This is a genomic window from Actinoplanes italicus (assembly GCF_003001815.1).
GTDB lineage: Bacteria > Actinomycetota > Actinomycetes > Mycobacteriales > Micromonosporaceae > Actinoplanes > Actinoplanes italicus.
Window position 1 is genome coordinate 748,078 of the sequence record NZ_PVMZ01000001.1, and the last position, 17,540, is coordinate 765,617.

General features: G+C 69.4%; 10 protein-coding genes, 1 tRNA gene and 1 riboswitch. Of the genes, 5 read left to right on the plus strand and 6 right to left on the minus strand.

Translation table 11 applies throughout. The features are described from left to right. Window positions 1-228: 228 nt before the first annotated feature. On the minus strand, window positions 229-1,440 hold the full coding sequence (locus CLV67_RS03655) for a vanadium-dependent haloperoxidase (RefSeq protein WP_106315641.1): 1,212 nt from the start codon (window positions 1,438-1,440) through the stop codon (window positions 229-231). A 148-nt stretch (window positions 1,441-1,588) separates the two neighbouring features. Next, window positions 1,589-6,442 (minus strand): ExeM/NucH family extracellular endonuclease, encoded by a 4,854-nt coding sequence (locus CLV67_RS03660; protein ID WP_106315642.1) that lies wholly within the window; start codon window positions 6,440-6,442, stop codon window positions 1,589-1,591. Between the two features lie 405 nt (window positions 6,443-6,847). Between CLV67_RS03660 and CLV67_RS03665 the strand changes: the two genes are divergently transcribed. Both CLV67_RS03665 and alr read left to right on the plus strand, forming a co-directional pair. Beyond that, window positions 6,848-7,912, plus strand: coding sequence for a D-alanine--D-alanine ligase family protein (locus CLV67_RS03665; protein ID WP_106315643.1), 1,065 nt, complete (start codon window positions 6,848-6,850; stop codon window positions 7,910-7,912). Window positions 7,913-7,923: 11 nt separating this feature from the next. Then, entirely contained in the window at window positions 7,924-9,099 is a 1,176-nt protein-coding gene (gene alr / locus CLV67_RS03670) for an alanine racemase (RefSeq protein WP_106315644.1), read from the plus strand. On the opposite strand, the gene CLV67_RS03675 is transcribed toward alr, so the two are convergent. Next, on the minus strand, window positions 9,018-10,082 hold the full coding sequence (locus CLV67_RS03675; RefSeq protein ID WP_239166649.1) for a sensor histidine kinase: 1,065 nt from the start codon (window positions 10,080-10,082) through the stop codon (window positions 9,018-9,020). The genes alr and CLV67_RS03675 overlap by 82 nt on opposite strands. Window positions 10,083-10,085: 3 nt before the next feature. Beyond that, window positions 10,086-10,745 carry a response regulator transcription factor gene (locus CLV67_RS03680; RefSeq protein WP_106315645.1) on the minus strand — a complete coding sequence of 220 codons (660 nt, stop codon included), beginning with the start codon at window positions 10,743-10,745 and terminating at the stop codon, window positions 10,086-10,088. A gap of 162 nt (window positions 10,746-10,907) precedes the next feature. Between CLV67_RS03680 and katG the strand changes: the two genes are divergently transcribed. Further along, window positions 10,908-13,103 (plus strand): catalase/peroxidase HPI, encoded by a 2,196-nt coding sequence (katG, locus tag CLV67_RS03685; protein ID WP_106315646.1) that lies wholly within the window; start codon window positions 10,908-10,910, stop codon window positions 13,101-13,103. 76 nt (window positions 13,104-13,179) lie between these two features. Continuing rightward, window positions 13,180-13,252, plus strand: a tRNA-Arg gene (locus CLV67_RS03690). A gap of 3 nt (window positions 13,253-13,255) precedes the next feature. On the opposite strand, the gene CLV67_RS03695 is transcribed toward CLV67_RS03690, so the two are convergent. Beyond that, the gene (locus CLV67_RS03695) at window positions 13,256-13,789 is read right to left on the minus strand and encodes a LysM peptidoglycan-binding domain-containing protein (RefSeq protein ID WP_106315647.1); all 534 of its coding nucleotides are present in this window, start codon (window positions 13,787-13,789) and stop codon (window positions 13,256-13,258) included. After that, window positions 13,789-13,937: riboswitch (cyclic di-AMP (ydaO/yuaA leader) on the minus strand. (Overlaps the previous gene by 1 nt.) A gap of 206 nt (window positions 13,938-14,143) precedes the next feature. Here CLV67_RS03695 and CLV67_RS03700 point away from each other — a divergent pair. Further along, window positions 14,144-15,358: a saccharopine dehydrogenase family protein gene (locus CLV67_RS03700; RefSeq protein ID WP_106315648.1), complete on the plus strand. Its 1,215-nt coding sequence runs from the start codon at window positions 14,144-14,146 to the stop codon at window positions 15,356-15,358. A 1,494-nt stretch (window positions 15,359-16,852) separates the two neighbouring features. On the opposite strand, the gene CLV67_RS03705 is transcribed toward CLV67_RS03700, so the two are convergent. Beyond that, the gene (locus CLV67_RS03705) at window positions 16,853-17,455 is read right to left on the minus strand and encodes a class I SAM-dependent methyltransferase (RefSeq protein WP_239166651.1); all 603 of its coding nucleotides are present in this window, start codon (window positions 17,453-17,455) and stop codon (window positions 16,853-16,855) included. Window positions 17,456-17,540: the final 85 nt, after the last annotated feature.

The window sequence follows — 17,540 nt, forward strand, 5'->3', positions numbered from 1 at the left end:
CACTGATTGCCCGCGCGCACCTCAGTGGCACCACACCCGGTGTCAGCACTGACAAAAAGGACCAAACCGAGAACGAGAACCGCGAGTCCGACGAAGAAAACAATCCAAGTAGATCGATTCGGCCGAGCGTCCATACGTCCTCCCCGCGGTCCGCCGGTGATCAAGATACCGGTTACACCACGTAGTACGGCCGACGCGCGGGCGCCGGCCGTATTACTGACCGAAACGTTATCCGGCAATCAGTGCGCGGGCGTTGCGGAGCGTGTTGCGGGCCACGTCCTTGCCGAGTTCGATACCGGCCTCGTCCGCGGCACGGGTGTGGATGCCGGACCAGACGCGGGCGTCCACGTTCTCCAGACTCGGCACCTTCCAGTCGGTGTAGGTGCGCGTCACACCGGGGGCGCTCGGGCTGGGAATGGTGTACGGGCTACGCGCTCTCGGTCCGAACAGCGCGGTCAGGATCTGCTCGGCCGAACCGGAGTAGGTGTTGTGCCCGCTCGGGTAGTCCGGGTGCGCCGGGGTGGTGTGCAGCGGCAGCCAGTCCGCGTCGCCGCCGGCCCGGATCGCCGTCACCGGACGCCACAACTGGTAGGCGTACTTGGCATCGGACGTGGCGATCTGAGTGTCCACCGAGGCCACATGGAACAGGGCGACGAGCCGGACCCGATCGGCCAGCGAGCCGCGCGACTGCTCGACGGCGGCCCGCAGGATCGGGGTGTAGAGCACGAACGACGAGCCGAGCCAGAACGTGGCGGTGTCGGTCTGCGCCTGGGTGCGGACCGTGCTGGTCGCGGCGCCGTACGCCTTGACCTCGGCGAGGTCGCGCTGCTGACGGGCCGAACCGAGGGCCGGCGGCGGAGCCGGACGGAACTGGCCGGCGCTGCGCAGGGCGAACGGCCGGGCCACACGGTTGCCGTACTGGGTTGCGGGCGCGAACGCGGGCGGGGTGGGCTGCCAGATGCCGGGCGCAGCGGCCGGGACCGGGTACGGCGTGTTCACCGAGGCCGTGTCGAGGCCGTCGCCGGTCCGCTCGGCGAGCAGGCGGGTCGCCGCCTCACGGCCGGCGACCAGACCCCGGGCCTTGGCGTGCCCGTCCGGGATGCCGGCCAGGTCGTTGGCGAGCGCGGTGTCGACGGCGCCGGCCTGGGACGGGGTCAGCGCGATCAGGGTCTGGTGGACCGCGCCGGCGAGGGCGGCGCGCTGGTAGGCGGCGTTCCGGGAGCCGTTCTGCGCCCGGGCGGCGGCGAGCCAGCCGATCGCCCAGGTGCGGCTGTTGGTCACCTGGGTGGCCGCTCCACCGGCGGCGACCGCGGCGGCCGTGGTGTCGTACCAGGCCAGCACGGAGTTGGTGGCGGTGACGGCCGCGGCGGGCGCGGCCGTGCCGATCGCGGTCACGGCGACGGCGCTGAGCAGCGCCGCACCGGCTCTCTTGGCGAGCATCGCATACCCTTCAGATCTATGGGAGATGTATGCGATACCCTCGCTTGCCACGAGCGGGTGAGTCAACGTACGTCAATGGATTGTATTGATCTGAACACACACGAAAGGGCCCCCGCCGGACGGCGAGGGCCCCTCCTAGCTGCTGTTGTTACCTGGTGACGCGGGCGATGTGCACCCGGACCTTGGAGTCGTTGCCGACCTTGTCCTCAGCCCAGTAGCTGATCTGCAGCTTGCCCTTCTCGACACCGGTCAGGGCGATGCTCCAGCCGCCCTTGGCGTCCGGCGCGCCGCTGAGCACCGCGGCCTTGGCCTCGGCGTCCCGCTCCGAGCTCGCCTTGGTCCACTTGCCGGCGGCGTAGTAGTACCACTTGCCGCTCCGCTCCTGGACGACCTTGGCCTTCGCGGCGTCGACACCGACACCCAGGTCGAACGCCGAGCCGGTCAGCGTCTTCCACGCCGAGGCGTACTCCTCGTCACGCGGCTCGTTCAGCCGGATCTCCGGAGCGATGCAGTCCGGCACCACGACGACGTAGCCGACGGCGACCGTCTTACCGGCGCCCGCCGGGTTCGACGGGGTGACCTTGACCTGGAAGATCCCCGCCTTGGTGTAGACGTGCGACACCGACCCGGTCGCCGGGGCCTCGACAGAGGTGCCGTCGCCCCAGTTCACCGTCAGCTCGGTGGCGCCGGTGACGCCGGCCGGGGTGAGGGCGACCGACTGCGACGCCCAGATCGCGTTCTTGTCCAGCCGGTAAGTGCCGGCCTGCGCCGCCACCACGACCGTGGACGCCCCGTCGAAGGCTGCCGCACCGCTGTTGCCGACCTCGTCGGTCAGCGTGACGGTCACCTTGAAGCTGCCCGCCGCGGCGTAGGTGTGCGTCGCGGAGGTCGTACCGGCCGCCAGTGTCTGTGCGGCGCTGCCGTCACCCCAGTTGACGACCCGGACGATCTTCGCGTTGTCGCTGACGTCGTCGTCGAGTGCGGACTCGGTCAGCGTCACCGCCTGGCCCGGCCAGATCGCGGCCGTGTTCAGGGCGTAGGTGCCCGTCGGGGCGGCGGCGTCCAGCTTGCCCGCGGTGGCCCGCGGCGCCGGGTCGGCGGTGATCGGGGTGTTCTGGGCGAAGTAGTTCACCAGCATGGTCAGGTCGTTGTCACCGGTGGTGACCACGCCGATCTTGCTGACCAGCGACGGGAAGTTGTCCCCGCCACCGGCGAGGAACGAGTTCGTCGTCACCCGGTATGTGCCGTCCGGGTCGATGACGACCCCGTTCAGCTTGATCGACGACGGGATGATGCGGCTGCCCTGCGGCTGGCTCGCGTCGAAGGAGTAGGTGAAACCCTTCGAGACGCCCAGGTGCAGGTACGGCCGCGCCGCACCGGCCGGCTGCCACTGCTCCTCCAGCGCGCCCTTGATCTGCTTGCCGGTCAGGGTCCGCGTCACCACGTCGTTGGAGAACGGCTGGACCGCGAAGGCCTGCGAGTAGGTGACCGTACCGTCGGTGCCGTACTTGATGTCGGCCCGCAGACCACCCGGGTTCATGAAGGCGATCTGAGCGCCGCCACGACCCGCGTCCTTGGTCTGGTCCAGCTGCGCGTCGGCGATGAAGTTGCCGAGGACCGACTCGGCGCCACGGTTCTCGGCGCCGGTGCTGGTGTACGCCCGCAGAATGTCCGCGGTGACCTTGCCGAGCTCGGCCTTGCCCAGCTCGGTGGCGTTGGCCTTGGCAGCGGCCACGATGCCGGCGACGGCGGTGTTCGACGGATGACCGGCGACCGTGAGCAGCTCGGCGGTGGAGGCGGTGACCTCACCGGTGGCCGGGTCGTAGGTCAGGCCGATCTTGCCGAGCTTTTCGCCGTAGTCCTCTGCCTGGACGACCGGGCGGGTCTTGCCGGGCACACCGGGAACCGGGACCTGGAAGGCGTACGGCTGGTGGGTGTGACCGCTGACGATGGCGTCGATCTCGGCGCTCACCTTGGTGAACGGCCCGAAGACCGGGTCCGCCTGCAGCGCCTCGGCCGAGGTGATGTTGTCGCTGGCGGCACCCTCGTGGGCGAGGAGCACCAGCACGTCGGCCTCGCCGTTGGCGGTGTTGCCGTCGGAGAGCTGTGCGGCCAGGGTGTTCGCCTCGGCGATCGGGTCGCGGAACTCGATCTCGCGGACGCCGTCCGGGTTGACCAGCGACTTGGTCTGCTCGGTGACGACACCGATGTAGCCGACCTTGACGCCGCCCAGCGTCTGCACGTGGAAGGCGGGCAGCGCACGCTGACCGTCCGTCTTGTAGACGTTCGCACCCAGCAACGGGAAGTCCGCCCGCTCGGTGACCCGGCCGGCCAGGTCGGCGTAGCCCAGGTCGAACTCGTGGTTGCCGACCGCGGAGACGGCCAGGCCACCCGCGTTCAGCGCGTCGATCGTCGGGTTGTCCTTGTCGATCGCTGAGATGAACGTGGAGGCGCCGATGTTGTCACCGGCCGAGATCCAGGCGGTGTTCGGGTTCGCGGCCCGCAGCTGGTCGACCAGCCCGACGAGCTGAGCGGCGCCACCGACGGCCTGGCCGTTGACGGTGGACGGCGACTCGAGCCGGCCGTGGAAGTCGTTGATGTTGAGCAGCTGCAGGTTCACCGGGCCGCCCAGCCCGGTCTCCAGGCCCACGACGACCGGGTCGTGGTCGCTGGAACGGAACGGGCCGTCCTCGTAGAACGGCGCGAAGCCGTCGTACTCGAAGGCGAACGACTCGACCGAGTTGATGTTCCAGATGTCGACACCGGTGATCCGCTTCGCGAACTCGCCGGTGACCAGGGCGTGGTCCAGCGAGCCGGACTCGCCGCCGAAGACGTACGAGGACTTGTCCGGCGCGAACGTGTTGTGCGCGTCGCTGTAGCCCTTGTCGTAGAGGACCTTGAGCGGGTCCTCCTGGCCGTACGCGTTGAAGTCGCCCAGCAGGATCACCTTGTCGGTGCCGAGGCCCTCGACGAAGGTCGCCAGCGAGTTCGCCTGCCGGATCCGGTCGCCGTTGTAGGCACCCTGCCCGTCACCGGTGTCGACGTTGTCGCCGGTCGGGGTGACCGAGGCGCTCTTCGACTTGAAGTGGTTCGCCACCACGGTGAAGTCGATGCTGCCCGAGGTGAAGGTCTGCGCGATCGGCTCGCGGGCGTTGCCCCAGACCGTCTCGTCGTTGATCGACTTCGACGCGCCCTTCGGCGTGGCCGCGGCCGGCTTGTAGATGATCGCGCTGGTGATGACGTCCTGCTGCTCCGGAGCCGGCAGCTCGGCGGGCGAGCGGACGTAGTCCCAGGTGCCCGCGCCGTCGACCGCGTTGAGCTCGCCGACCAGCGTCTTGAGCGCCAGCTGGGTCTCGACGGCCTCGAAGCGGACCGAGTTCTCGATCTCCATGAGCGCGACGACGTCGGCGTCCAGGGCGCTGATCGCCGAGACGATCTTCGCTTCCTGCTTCTCCTTGGCGGCCTCGTCGGTCGCGCCGCGCGCCTCGCCACCGAAGTGGACGAAGTAGTTCAACACGTTGAAGCTGGCGACCTTGATGTCACCGCCGACGTTCGCCGGCGCGGCGGTCCGCGCGTTGGTGGCCTTGAACGTGGTGCGCGAGATCGCCGGGGTGGTCGCGTCGACCGGGGCCGACGGCTGCAGGCGCCACTCGCTGAAGCCGTAGCTCAGCACGCTCGCGCCGAACTTCTCCACGGTGTCGCCGACCCGCGTGGGCTCGGCCTTGGAGATGTACGGCGGGGCGATGCCGGCCGACGCCAGGTTGGTGGTCTTGCCGTCGTCGAGCAGGATCCGGCCGGCCTTGTTGGCGGCCTTCAGCTGCAGGGCCGCGTCACTGCCGGGCCGAGCCACGTCGGTCGGGATCCGGGCCGGGGCGCTGCCTGCGGCCAGGATGATCTCGCCGTACCGGTTGGTGTTGTAGACGTCCGAGACGGTGAATGTGCCGACCGGGGCGACCAGCATGCCCTCGGCGGCCTCCCGCGCCTCGTCGCTCAGCGGCAGGGCCAGCGGCACCGGGGCGGGCAGGGTCGTTCCGGTCGAGCAGACCTGGACGTCGGCCTTCGCACCGATGGTGATCTGGGTGAGCGCGTTGAACTCGCTGACCGTGCCGGTGACCCGGATCGTGTCTCCGACCGCCACCACCGGGTGGTTCGCGGTGTTCGAGGTCAGGTAGACGAAGATGCCGTCCGACGCGGTGCCCGCGGTGACCGGGCGGTCGCCGCCGCTGCCGGCCGTCTGGATGTAGACGCCGTTGTAACCGCCGGTGCGGTGGTCTGCGGTGACGACGCCCTCGACGGTGACGATCGAGCCGGCCAGGCCGGTCGCCGTGCCGGTGCCCTGCACCTGGGCGATCGTGTGGGTCACCGCGGTGGTGCAGCCGGTACCGGGCTCCGGCTCCTCGGGCTCCTCCGGGGTGGTAGCGCTGTTCAGCGTGCCGAAGGTGCTCGCCTTCGGCGCCTGCCAGACGCCGTCGACCTTCTGCAGCGACTGACCGGCCGGAGTGGTGTCCGGCTCGGACACTCCGATGTCGACGCTCGTGGCGCCGGCCGCGGGGCCGTTGGTCGCGGTGAACGCGCCCTCGTAGCTGAGGAACTCGGCGACCGTACCGTCCGGCTTCACCAGGGCGAGGCCGTCCGGCGCGCCGTTCTGCAGGCCGCTGATGGCGTACGTCTGCACACCGGATGCCGAGACGACACCGCTGAGCGTGGTGATCGGCGTGTAGGTGGCGCCGCCGTTGCCGTTGTAGAGGTAGAGCTGCCAGCCGCTCAGGTCGTACCCGACCGGGGCCTCGATCTCAACGGCCTCGCCGCTGTCAGTGCCCGTGTTGTCGTAGTGGATCTCGCTGATGAACGGGACGTCCGTCGCAGCGGAGACGGGGCCGGTGAGGCTGAGACCGAGCGTGGTCGCCAGGACGGCAGCACCCAGCGCACGGAGAACCGCAGGGGTTCTCGGTACGGGGAGGAGGCGTCCGGCGTCATCCACGCTGCGTATGTAAGAACGCATCGAGGTTGACCCTCCGAAGGAAGTTGATCCGCCGCAGCGTAGATATCGCCGGTGACGAATGATTCTCAGTAAGGTAACGGAAAGGCAATGGCGGATGGTCGGGTTCGCGGCTTTCTCCGTAGCGCATTGTTCGCTTTTGTACGGTCGCGAATCGCGCAGATGCCCTGCGACCAGCAGTCCTGTTAAGAAAGTCCGTCTTGTGACCCATACTGCGGAAGCGACGTAAAGCCTGAATTGCGACCGCGGTCAATGTTTCGGGAACATTTCGCAGCACCCGACGGGGATTCGATTCCGAAGCAAGTGGCACACCGACCCTATGTGCGTTTTGTCTGATTAGCCGGATTTAAGGAAAGTATAAGGGCATCCCTGACGATCACCGGATGGGCGATGCCGCAAGATGTCAGGATGCAGAGTTCCAAGGTACGGGCCGCGGTGATCTTCGGAGGCCGGAGCTCGGAGCACGAGGTGTCGTGCCGCTCGGCCGCGTCCGTGTTCCGATTCCTCGACCGGTCCCGTTACGAGGTCGTACCGATCCGCATCGCACGGGACGGCCGCTGGCAGGTCGGATCGGACACCGGCCCGGAGACCGCCGACGCCATCGTCTCGGGTGCCGGCCTGGTCGACGAGGACGTCTCGCCGCTGGTCAGCATCTCGGCCGCGCTCGACGTGCTGAAGTCCGTCGACGTCACCTTCCCCTGTCTGCACGGGCCGTATGGCGAGGACGGAACCATCCAGGCGCTGCTCGACCTGGCCGGTGTCCCGTACGTCGGCAGTGGCGTGCTGGCCAGCGCCGCGTCGATGGACAAGGAGTTCACCAAGAAGCTCGTCGCCGCCGAGGGCATCGCGGTGGCCGACGGCGTGGTGCTGCGCGACGGTGAGAGTGAGGTCTCCCCCGCCGACCGCGACCGCCTCGGCCTCCCGGTGTTCGTGAAGCCGGTGCGCAGCGGCTCCAGCGTCGGCGTCTCCCGGGTCGACGACTGGGACGACCTGCCCCGCGCGGTCGCCCACGCCAAGGAGCACGACAGCAAGGTACTGGTGGAGGCCGCGATCGTGGGTCGCGAGATCGACCTGGCGGTGCTGCAGCGCCCGGACGGCGAGGTCGAGGTCGGCCCGGCCCTGGAGATCAACCTCAAGGGCTCCGAGGGCTTCTTCGACTTCGACGCCAAGTACACCTCCGGCCTGGCCCAGTTCACCATCCCCGCCGAGATCGCGGACGAGCATCGCGACCAGCTCGCCGACGCCGCGCGGCGGATCTTCGGGATCCTGGGCTGTGCCGGTCTGCTGCGGGTCGACTTCTTCCTGGCCGAGGTCGACGGTACGGCCGTCCCGGTGCTGAACGAGGTCAACACGATGCCCGGGTTCACCGAGCTGTCCCAGTTCCCGCAGATGTGGCGGGTGGCCGGCCTCAGCTATTCGCAGCTGCTCGACCGGTTGCTGGAAACCGCACTGACCCGCGCGAATCGGTCGTGACGTCGGCGGCCATGACCCGGGCGCTGATCGATCTCGACGCGATCGGGCACAACACCCGGCTCCTGGCCCGCGCCGCGGCGGGCGCGGGGCTGATGGCCGTGGTCAAGGCCGACGGCTTCGGCCACGGTGCGGTCCAGGTCGCCGGGGCGACCCTCGCCCACGGCGCGTCCTGGCTCGGCGTCACGTCCCTGCAGGAGGCGCTGGAGCTGCGGTCGGCAGGGATCACGGCGCCGATCCTGATGTGGCTGTACGCCCCGTTCGAGACGATGGACGAGGCGCTGCTCGCCGACGTCGACGTGTCGGCCTCCTCGATCGCGGCGCTGGAGACCCTCGGCCGGGCCGCGAAACGCGTCGGCCGGCCGGCATCGGTGCACCTCAAGGCCGACACCGGTCTCTCACGCGGTGGCGCCACCGAGGCGGAGTGGCCCGAGATGATCGAGACAGCCGTACGCCTCCGCGCCGCCGGCCTGATCGAGATCCGAGCCGTCTGGTCCCACCTCGCGAACGCCGAGGACCCGTCGGACCCGGGCCTGCACCGGCAGCTGGAGACGTTCGCCCGGATCCGCGCCAAGTCCCGTTCCGCGGACATCGACCCGCCCCTGATCCACATGGCCAACTCAGCGGCGGCGCTGCAGGTCCCCGCGGCTCATTTCGATCTGGTGCGCCCGGGCATCGCGATCTACGGCGTCGAGCCGGTGCCGGGCCGGGTCTTCGGCCTGCGTCCCGCCATGACGCTGGAGTCGACGGTCATCCTGACCAAGCGGGTCGGCCCCGGCACCGGGGTGTCCTACGGCCCCGAGCACGTCACCGACCGGGACACCACACTGGCCCTGGTCCCGGCCGGCTATGCCGACGGTGTCCCGCGGCGCACCGGCGGGCGGGGCTGGGTCTCGATCGGCGGGTTGCGCTGCCCGATCGTGGGCCGCGTCGCCATGGACCAGGTCGTGGTCGATGCCGGTGACCACCCGGTGGTGGCCGGCGACCGCGTGGTGATCTTCGGGTCCGGTGAGAACGGTGAACCGACGGTCGCCGAATGGGCCGAGTGGGCCGAGACGAACCCGCACGAGATCCTCACCGGGATCGGCACGCGGGTGCCGCGGATCCACTACTCGGTGGAGTCGCCGAAGGAGACCTCGACCCGCAGCCCGTCCCTGCCGGTGGAGTGCGCGGAGATGACCCCGTCGTGAGCCCGCGTGATCGCCCGGACGATGGCGAGGCCCAGGCCCGCGCCACCGCTGTGGTCGATCCGCGTTCCGGAGAGGCGGCGGAACGGCTCGAAGAGTCCGACCACCGCCTCCTTCGGGACGTCGTCGCCGGTGTTGACCACGGTCAGCGCCGGCCGCGCCCCGACCGTCACCTCGATCGTGCCGCCCGGCCGGTTGTACTTGACGGCGTTCTGGACCAGGTTGGTGACCAGGCGTTCGAGCAGCACCCGTTCACCGCGGACCACGCGCGGCTCGAGCGTGCGGGTGATCGTCACCTCGGCCTCGGCGGCCCGCGCCTCGTAATCGTCCAGGATCGTGTCCACGATGGTGTCGAGCCGTAACGGCACTCGGGCGGTCAGGCCGCGGTCGCACTCGCTGAGCACGAGCAGTCCCTCGATGAGGCGTTCGTTGCGCTCGTTGGTCTGCAGCAGCTGCGCGGTGACGAGGTCGAGTTTGTCCGGTGTGGTGGCTCGCCCGAGTCCGACTTCGATCAGGGTGCGCTGCACGGCCAGCGGGGTACGCAACTCGTGCGCCGCGTTGGCCGCGAAGTGCCGCTGCGACTCGTACCCCATCGCGATCCGGTCCATCATCGTGTCGATGGCGCGAGACAGCACGACGATCTCCTCGTCACCGTCGCCCGCGTTGATCCGGTAACCGAGGTTCTGCGGCCCGACGCTGGTGATCGCCGGCACCAGCTGGCGGAACGGCTGGAGCATCCACCGGGCCGCGAGCCGGGCCACCCCGAGCAGCGCGAGGAAGGTCACGACGAGCGCCGCCAGGAGTTGCCAGCCGTCGTGCCGGGCAACCGCCTCGCAGGCCGCGAACCGGTCGCCGGGGGGCCCGCACACCACCGCCCCGGCGGTCCGCAGCCAGCGCAACAGCATCTCCAGGATGCCGGGTGCCGTGACACCGGCCAGGAAGGCGATCACACAGACGACCATCGCCCGCCGGCTCGGGGCGAGCACGCGTCACCGCCCCAGCCGGTAACCCACGCGCGGCACGGTGTGGATGACCGGCGGCTCGCCCAGTTTCTTGCGCAACGTCATGATCGTGACGCGGACCGAGTTGGTGAACGGGTCGGCGTTCTCGTCCCAGGCCTGTTCGAGCAGTTCCTCGGCGCTGACGACCTGGCCGCCGGCGCGCAGGAGCACCCGCAGCACGGCGAACTCCTTCGGAGTGAGGTTGAGGGTCAGCCCGTCCCGCGACGCGAAGTGCCGGGTGGTGTCGAGCAGGACGCCGTCCTGTTCCAGCACCGGCTTGAGCGGCGCGGCCGAGCGCCGGGCCAGCGCCTGCACCCGGGCCACCAGTTCGGCGAAGGCGAACGGCTTGGTCAGATAATCGTCAGCGCCGAGGCCGAGGCCCTCCACCCGGTCCCGGATCCCGGCCGCGGCGGTCAGCAGGAGCAGGCGCGTCTCCATCCCCGAGTCGACGACCCGGGTGCACACCTCGTCGCCCGTGACGCCCGGCATATCCCGATCCAGGATAGCCACGTCGTAGCGATGAACGCTCATGCGCTGTAACGCGCTGTCACCGTCGTAGACGACGTCCACCGCCATCGCGAACTGTCGCAGCCCGTCGGCGACGGTGTCGGCCAGGATCCGCTCGTCGTCTGCCACCAGCACCCGCACGTTGTGTAACCCCCCGTCGATGGCAGCAACGATAACTACTCGGGGGCAACCCGACGCTATCCATCAGGTGGCCCCGATCACCGAAGTCTCGTTTTCTTGACTCATTCCAGAAAAGCAGGGCAGACTGCACGCCGACTGATCGCTCTTCACCCGGAGGAATTCGTGGCAGACGAACTCGCCGCCCAAGGAAAGTGCCCCGTCGCGCACGGCGGCTCCGGCTCCCACGGTGGCCGGACCAACCGGGACTGGTGGCCCAACCAGCTGGACCTGAGCGTGCTGCACGCCAACTCGCCGGCCGGCAACCCGCTCGGCGGCGACTTCGACTACACCGCGGCGTTCAACAGCCTCGACCTGGCAGCCGTCAAGGCGGACATCGCCGCGCTGCTGACCGACTCGCAGGACTGGTGGCCGGCCGACTTCGGGCACTACGGCCCGCTCATGATCCGGATGGCGTGGCACAGCGCCGGCACCTACCGGACCTTCGACGGCCGCGGTGGCGGCGGCTCCGGCGAGCAGCGCTTCGCGCCGCTGAACAGCTGGCCGGACAACGGCAACCTGGACAAGGCCCGCCTGCTGCTCTGGCCGGTCAAGAAGAAGTACGGCAAGAACATCTCGTGGGCCGACCTGATGATCCTGGCAGGCAACGTGGCCCTGGAGAGCATGGGCTTCGAGACGTACGGCTTCGGCGGCGGCCGCCCCGACGTCTTCGAGCCCTCGGAGGTCAACTGGGGCACCGAGGACACCTGGCTGGACGACAACCGGTACAGCGGCGACCGCGAGCTGTCCAAGCCCCTCGGCGCCGTGCAGATGGGCCTCATCTACGTCAACCCGGAGGGCCCGAACGGCAACCCGGACCCGCTGGCCTCGGCCCGGGACATCCGTGACACGTTCGGCCGGATGGGCATGAACGACGAGGAGACCGTGGCGCTGATCGCCGGCGGTCACACCTTCGGCAAGACCCACGGCGCCGGCCCGGCCGATCACGTCGGCCCCGAGCCCGAGGCCGCCCCGATCGAGGCGCAGGGCCAGGGCTGGAAGAGCAGCTTCGGCACCGGCGTCGGCGCCGACGCGATCACCAGCGGTCTGGAGGTCACCTGGACCTACCACCCGACCCGCTGGGACAACGAGTTCTTCCACATCCTCTTCGCGTACGACTGGGAGCTCACCGAGTCGCCGGCCGGTGCGCACCAGTGGCGCCCGAAGAACGGCGCCGGCTCGGACCTCGTACCGCACGCGTTCGACCCGGCGAAGCGGCAGGAGCCGCGGATGCTGACCTCGGACCTCGCGCTGCGGTTCGACCCGATCTACGGACCGATCTCGAAGCGGTTCCACGAGAACCCGGAGGAGTTCGGCAAGGCCTTCGCCAAGGCGTGGTTCAAGCTGACCCACCGTGACATGGGCCCCATTGCCCGCTACCTCGGCCCGGAGGTCCCGTCCGAGCCGCTGATCTGGCAGGACCCACTGCCGGCCGTCGACCACGAGCTGGTCGGCGCGACTGAGATCGCCGAGCTGAAGGCCAAGGTGCTGGACTCCGGCCTGACCGTCTCCGAGCTGGTCGCGACGGCGTGGGCGTCGGCCTCGACGTTCCGTGGCACCGACAAGCGCGGCGGCGCGAACGGCGCCCGCGTCCGGTTGGCCCCGCAGAACCAGTGGGAGGCCAACGACCCGGCGCAGCTGCGCAAGGTCCTGGGCGTGCTGGAGGGCGTCCGGGCCGAGTTCAACGCGGCCGGTGGCGCCACGAAGATCTCCCTGGCCGACCTGATCGTGCTGGCCGGCTCGGCCGCCGTGGAGAAGGCCGCCAAGGACGCCGGATTCGACGTCGAGGTGCCGTTCACCCCGGGTCGTACCGACGCGACCGAGGAGCAGACCGACGCCGACTCGTTCGCGGTGCTGGAGCCCACCCACGACGGCTTCCGCAACTACCTCGCGAAGGGCCACAACCGCCCCACCGAGGCGCTGCTGGTCGACCGGGCTCAGCTGCTCACCCTGACCGCGCCGGAGCTGACCGTGCTGGTCGGCGGCCTGCGCGTGCTGGGCGCCAACACCGGCGGCTCGCAGCACGGCGTCTTCACCGAGACCCCGGGCGTGCTGACGAACGACTTCTTCGTCAACCTGCTCGACTTCGGCACCAACTGGTCGGCCACCGACTCCGACGGCGAGACCTTCGAGGGCCGCGACCGCCGGACCGGTGAGGTCAGGTGGACCGCCACCCGCGCAGACCTGATCTTCGGGTCGAACTCGGTGCTGCGTGCCCAGGCCGAGGTCTACGCCAGCGACGACGCCAAGGAGAAGCTGGTCACCGACTTCGTCGACGCGTGGGTCAAGGTAGCGAACCTGGACCGTTTCGACCTGGCCTGATCCAGCGGCCGTTATCGCCGAGCCCGGGTCGGCCGCGCCGATCCGGGCTCCCGCGGCTGGTACCCTCAGCAACGTCGGGCTCGTAGCTCAGTGGATAGAGCAACCGCCTCCTAAGCGGTAGGTCGCGCGTTCAAATCGCGCCGGGCCCACTTCTAAACCTTCAATCGCTGCCCCACCCGCAGGTGGTGTGGGCTGTTCAGGACGTTCGCGTTCGCCCGGTACAACGCTCTCCAGCCGCCCCGGACATCGTGCCGGGCCGCGATCCGCGCCAGCGTGTCGCCTCGCCGCACCACGTAGGTACCGGTTGCCCGGTGCGTCGACGCCTTGCGCACGCCGCCGCGAGACGCCGCGGTGAAGGCGTGCCGCCGCCCGCACGTCGGCCACGCGCCGATGCCCTGCCCGCGCATCACCCGCTCGGCGATGCGGATCTGCTCGGACTTCGAGGCCTGGTTGGCCGTCGACGCGTACTTCGTGCCGCCGTAGGCACGCCACGTGCTCCTGCTGAACTGAAGGCCCCCGTAGTAACCGTTTCCGGTGTTGATGCTCCAGTTGCCCCCGGATTCGCAGCGCGCGATGGCATCCCAGTTGATGTCGGCGTGCGCCGGTCCGGCCAGGACCACACTTCCGGCGAGACCCGCGGCCACCATGCCGACCGCGCGACGAACTCGTCTTCCGATCTGAACCATGAGCTTTCCCTCCACGCCTACGAGGTCAGCTGTCGGGTTCGGGCAGAGGTGCCCGGCCGCAGTTTCGCGGCTTCACCCCGAGGCGCCGTAGCGCCGAGGAACTCTTGGGTCCCCCGCTCCATGCCTTGGGTTTCGTCGAACCGTGGTCGGCGGCTGGACTCGGCGTCTCCGGCCACGGTGCCCGCCTTCTCGCGGGCTTCCGTCCTGCCGCGCTCTGAGGTAACGCGAGACGCGGCAATGGAGTTGTAAGTCACAAATTAGCGGCTTTGATCTTCCTTTGTGTGGATATCCCGCTTCATTCGGCGCGGCGCACCGGGTGTTCAACCCTCCACGGAGGGTGCACAATCGGCAGCCATGAGCGATCAAGAGCGCGAGTTCGACATGGTTGTCTACGGGGCTTCAGGGTTCGTGGGCGCGCTCGTCGCGCGGCACCTCACCGGACACGCGCCGGAGGGCACGCGGATCGCGCTGGCCGGTCGCGACACGGCGAAACTGGAGCGTCTGGGCCTGAACCTGCCCATCGTGGTCGCCGACGCGAACGACGAGGAAGCGCTGACCACGATGGCCGGCCGTACACGCGTCATGGTGACCACCGTCGGTCCGTACGCGAAGTACGGCACGCCGCTGGCCCGCGCGTGTGCCGCAACCGGTACCGACTACGTGGACCTCACCGGCGAGGTGCTGTTCGCACGGGACAGCATCGACGAGAACCACGAGACGGCACGGCGCACCGGAGCCCGGATCATCCACTCGTGCGGCTTCGACTCGATCCCGTCCGACATCGGCGTGCACGTCCTGCATGCGCAGGTGGCCGCGGACGGCGAGGGCGAACTCACCGACACCACACTGGTCGTCGCCAGCATGCGCGGCGGTGTCAGCGGCGGCACCATCGACTCGATGCGCCACCAGGTCGACGTGATGAAGAAGGACACCCGGCTGCGGCGGGTCGGCGCCAGTCCGTACTCGCTCAGCCCCGACCGTGAATCCGAGCCGGACCTCGGCCGCCAACCCGACATGCTCAGCATGCCGGGATCCGACGTGGACACGAGCATCCGCGGACACCTCGCGCCGTTCGTGATGGCGTCCTACAACACGCGGGTCGTCCGGCGCAGCAACGCGCTGCGCGGCTGGGCGTACGGCCGCAGGTTCCGCTACCGCGAGGTGTTGCGGGTGAAGAGCAGGTTCGCGGCCACCACCGTGAAGACCGCGCTGAGCGGCCTCGTCATCGGATTCGCGGTGCCGCCGCTGCGATTCGTGCTCGACCGCGTGCTGCCCGCACCCGGTGCCGGGCCCAGCGAGGAGGTCCAGCGCAGCGGGCACTTCACCATGGACATCTTCACGACCACCACCTCCGGGGCCCGCTACCGGGCACGATTCAAGGCCAAAGGCGATCCGGGGTACGCCGCGACGGCCGTCATGCTGGGCGAAGCCGCACTCGCGCTCGTGCACGACAGGGACCGGCTCCCGGATCTCGGGGGCGGCGTGCTGACCCCGGCGACCGGAATCGGTGACGCCCTGGTCGACCGGCTGCGCGCCGCCGGGCTGGAGATCACCGCCCAGCGAATCTAGAGAGCTCGCGGACTCGGGGGCGGGCCTTCCCGCAACGGTCACGTCGTCGGACAGGGAGGCCGCATGCCCGCTGTTCGATCGGCGAGCCGTGCCTCGCGCGCCCTTCCCTGCCCGGAAGCAGCCCATAGGGCGTAGCCGGCTTTCTAGACACCTTTACGGTGAGGGTCTGTTTGGGGCCGGTGGGGACAATCCTGTCCCGGGCCGCCTGATCACCCAGCCATGCCCAGCGAACCCTTCCCCAGACCGCCTGATCACCCAGCCATGCCCAGCGAACCCTTCCCCAGACCGCCTGATCACCCAGCCATGCCCAGCGAACCCTTCCCCAGACCGCCTGATCACCCAGCCATGCCCAGCGAACCCTTCCCCAGACCGCCTGATCACCCAGCCATGCCCAGCGAACCCTTCCCCAGACCGCCTGATCACCCAGCCATGCCCAGCGAACCCTTCCCCAGGCCGCCTGATCACCCAGCCATGCCCGGCGAATCCTTTAACGGGCCGGAGGCAGCGATATCCCGGAGCCCGGCGCCGAAAACGGCCGTAGTTGATCGTCCAGCACCGGGTCGCGGCGGTAACCGACCCCCGCGGCCCCGGAGCCCACGACGGTGACGCCAGGCCGTCAGCCGGCCGAGCGCCGCCGACGGCTCAGTCGGATGCGGCTGACGGGCCGGGAACCCCGACTGCGAAAGGTGTCTAGAACCGGCCAAGATGATCGTCCAGCACAGCGATGCTGCGGTTTTCGAGACCCGGACTCGTCCCTGAATCGGCGAACGTCGGGATCGGCCACGGCTCGGGCAGAACCTGATCGGCAAGTTGTGCAGAGATCCTTCGCCGTCCAGGTCCAGCTCGCCGGCAGTAGCTGAGCCATGAATCCCCAGTGCACGGATCTTGGATCCCCCTGACCGTCTCGACCGCCTCGTCTTCGGACGTCTCCACGTCCGCTGCGTGGTGACCTACGCCCGCACATGCACCGCAGATCACCACGCAGACCGCAGTCCCCAGCAGCGTGGTGATCTACGCCCACGCACGCACCGCAAAACACCACGCAGACCGCGCTCCCCAGCAACGTGGTTACCTACGCCCGCATGTGAACCACTAATCACCACGCAGACCGCGGCCCCCCAGCAACGTGGTGACCTACGCCCACGCACACACCGCAAAACACCACGCAGACCGCGCTCCCCAGCAACGTGGTTACCTACGCCCGTATGTGGACCACGAATCACCACGCAACCGGGGAGGGGTGGCCTACCCACGCGAGCGGTTGAACCGTGATGGCCAAAACCCGGCACGCGACCGCGATGATCAAGGCTGAGGCGAGGGTTCGTCGTGTCGCTGCGCCTCGGGCTTGCGGACCGGCGGCGGGCGGCTGGCGGCTGGCGGACTGACGGCTGGCGGCTGACGGCGGGCGGACTGACGGCGGGCGGACTGACGGCGGGCGGACTGACGGCGGGCGGACTGGCGGCGGGCGGACTGACGGCTGGCGGGCTGGCGGCTCTAGGCCGACCTGGCCACGACGTGGAAGACGTGCCAGTGCTTGGGGCCGCTGAAAGCCTGGCCAGGCGCGTCCTCCACGGCCCAGTACTCGATCTCCAGGCCGTCGAACAGGGCACGCACCTCGGGCTCGCTGAAGAACGTCATGTCCGGCTGGCCGGCCCAGCTGTCGTGGTCGCCGAAGAGGTCGACCGCGATCCGGCCGCCGGGATGCAGCGACCGGCGGATCAGTGTCCACAGGCGATCGAAGGAGTCGCGCGGCTGGAACGGGAGCGAGTAACCCGCAAAGACCAGATCGGTGCCGGGTAGATCGTACAAATTATGGAACTTTGTGATCTTGATTGTTAATGCCCTGTGGCGGCCGCCGATGGTGCGCAGTAGCCGCGCTTCGGTTCCCGGCTCGCCGTCCACGGCCAGGACCCGCCAGCCGGCTTCGAGGAACTCCCTCGTCTCGCGGCCGGCGCCGCATCCCAGGTCCACGGCGACGCGGCCGGCGGCCGGGCCCGCGATCGCGATCACCCGGCGGCACAGGTCCCGGATCGGCCGCGCCGCCTGGCGTGAGTTGTACGTGGCCCAGTGCTCGTCGGAGCGCATCGGTGTCGACATGATGCCGATCATGCATCTTGCAGGGTGTCCGTGATCCGACCGGTGATCGGTAAGGAATTCTGCACGGGGTAGCACCAAAGACGGT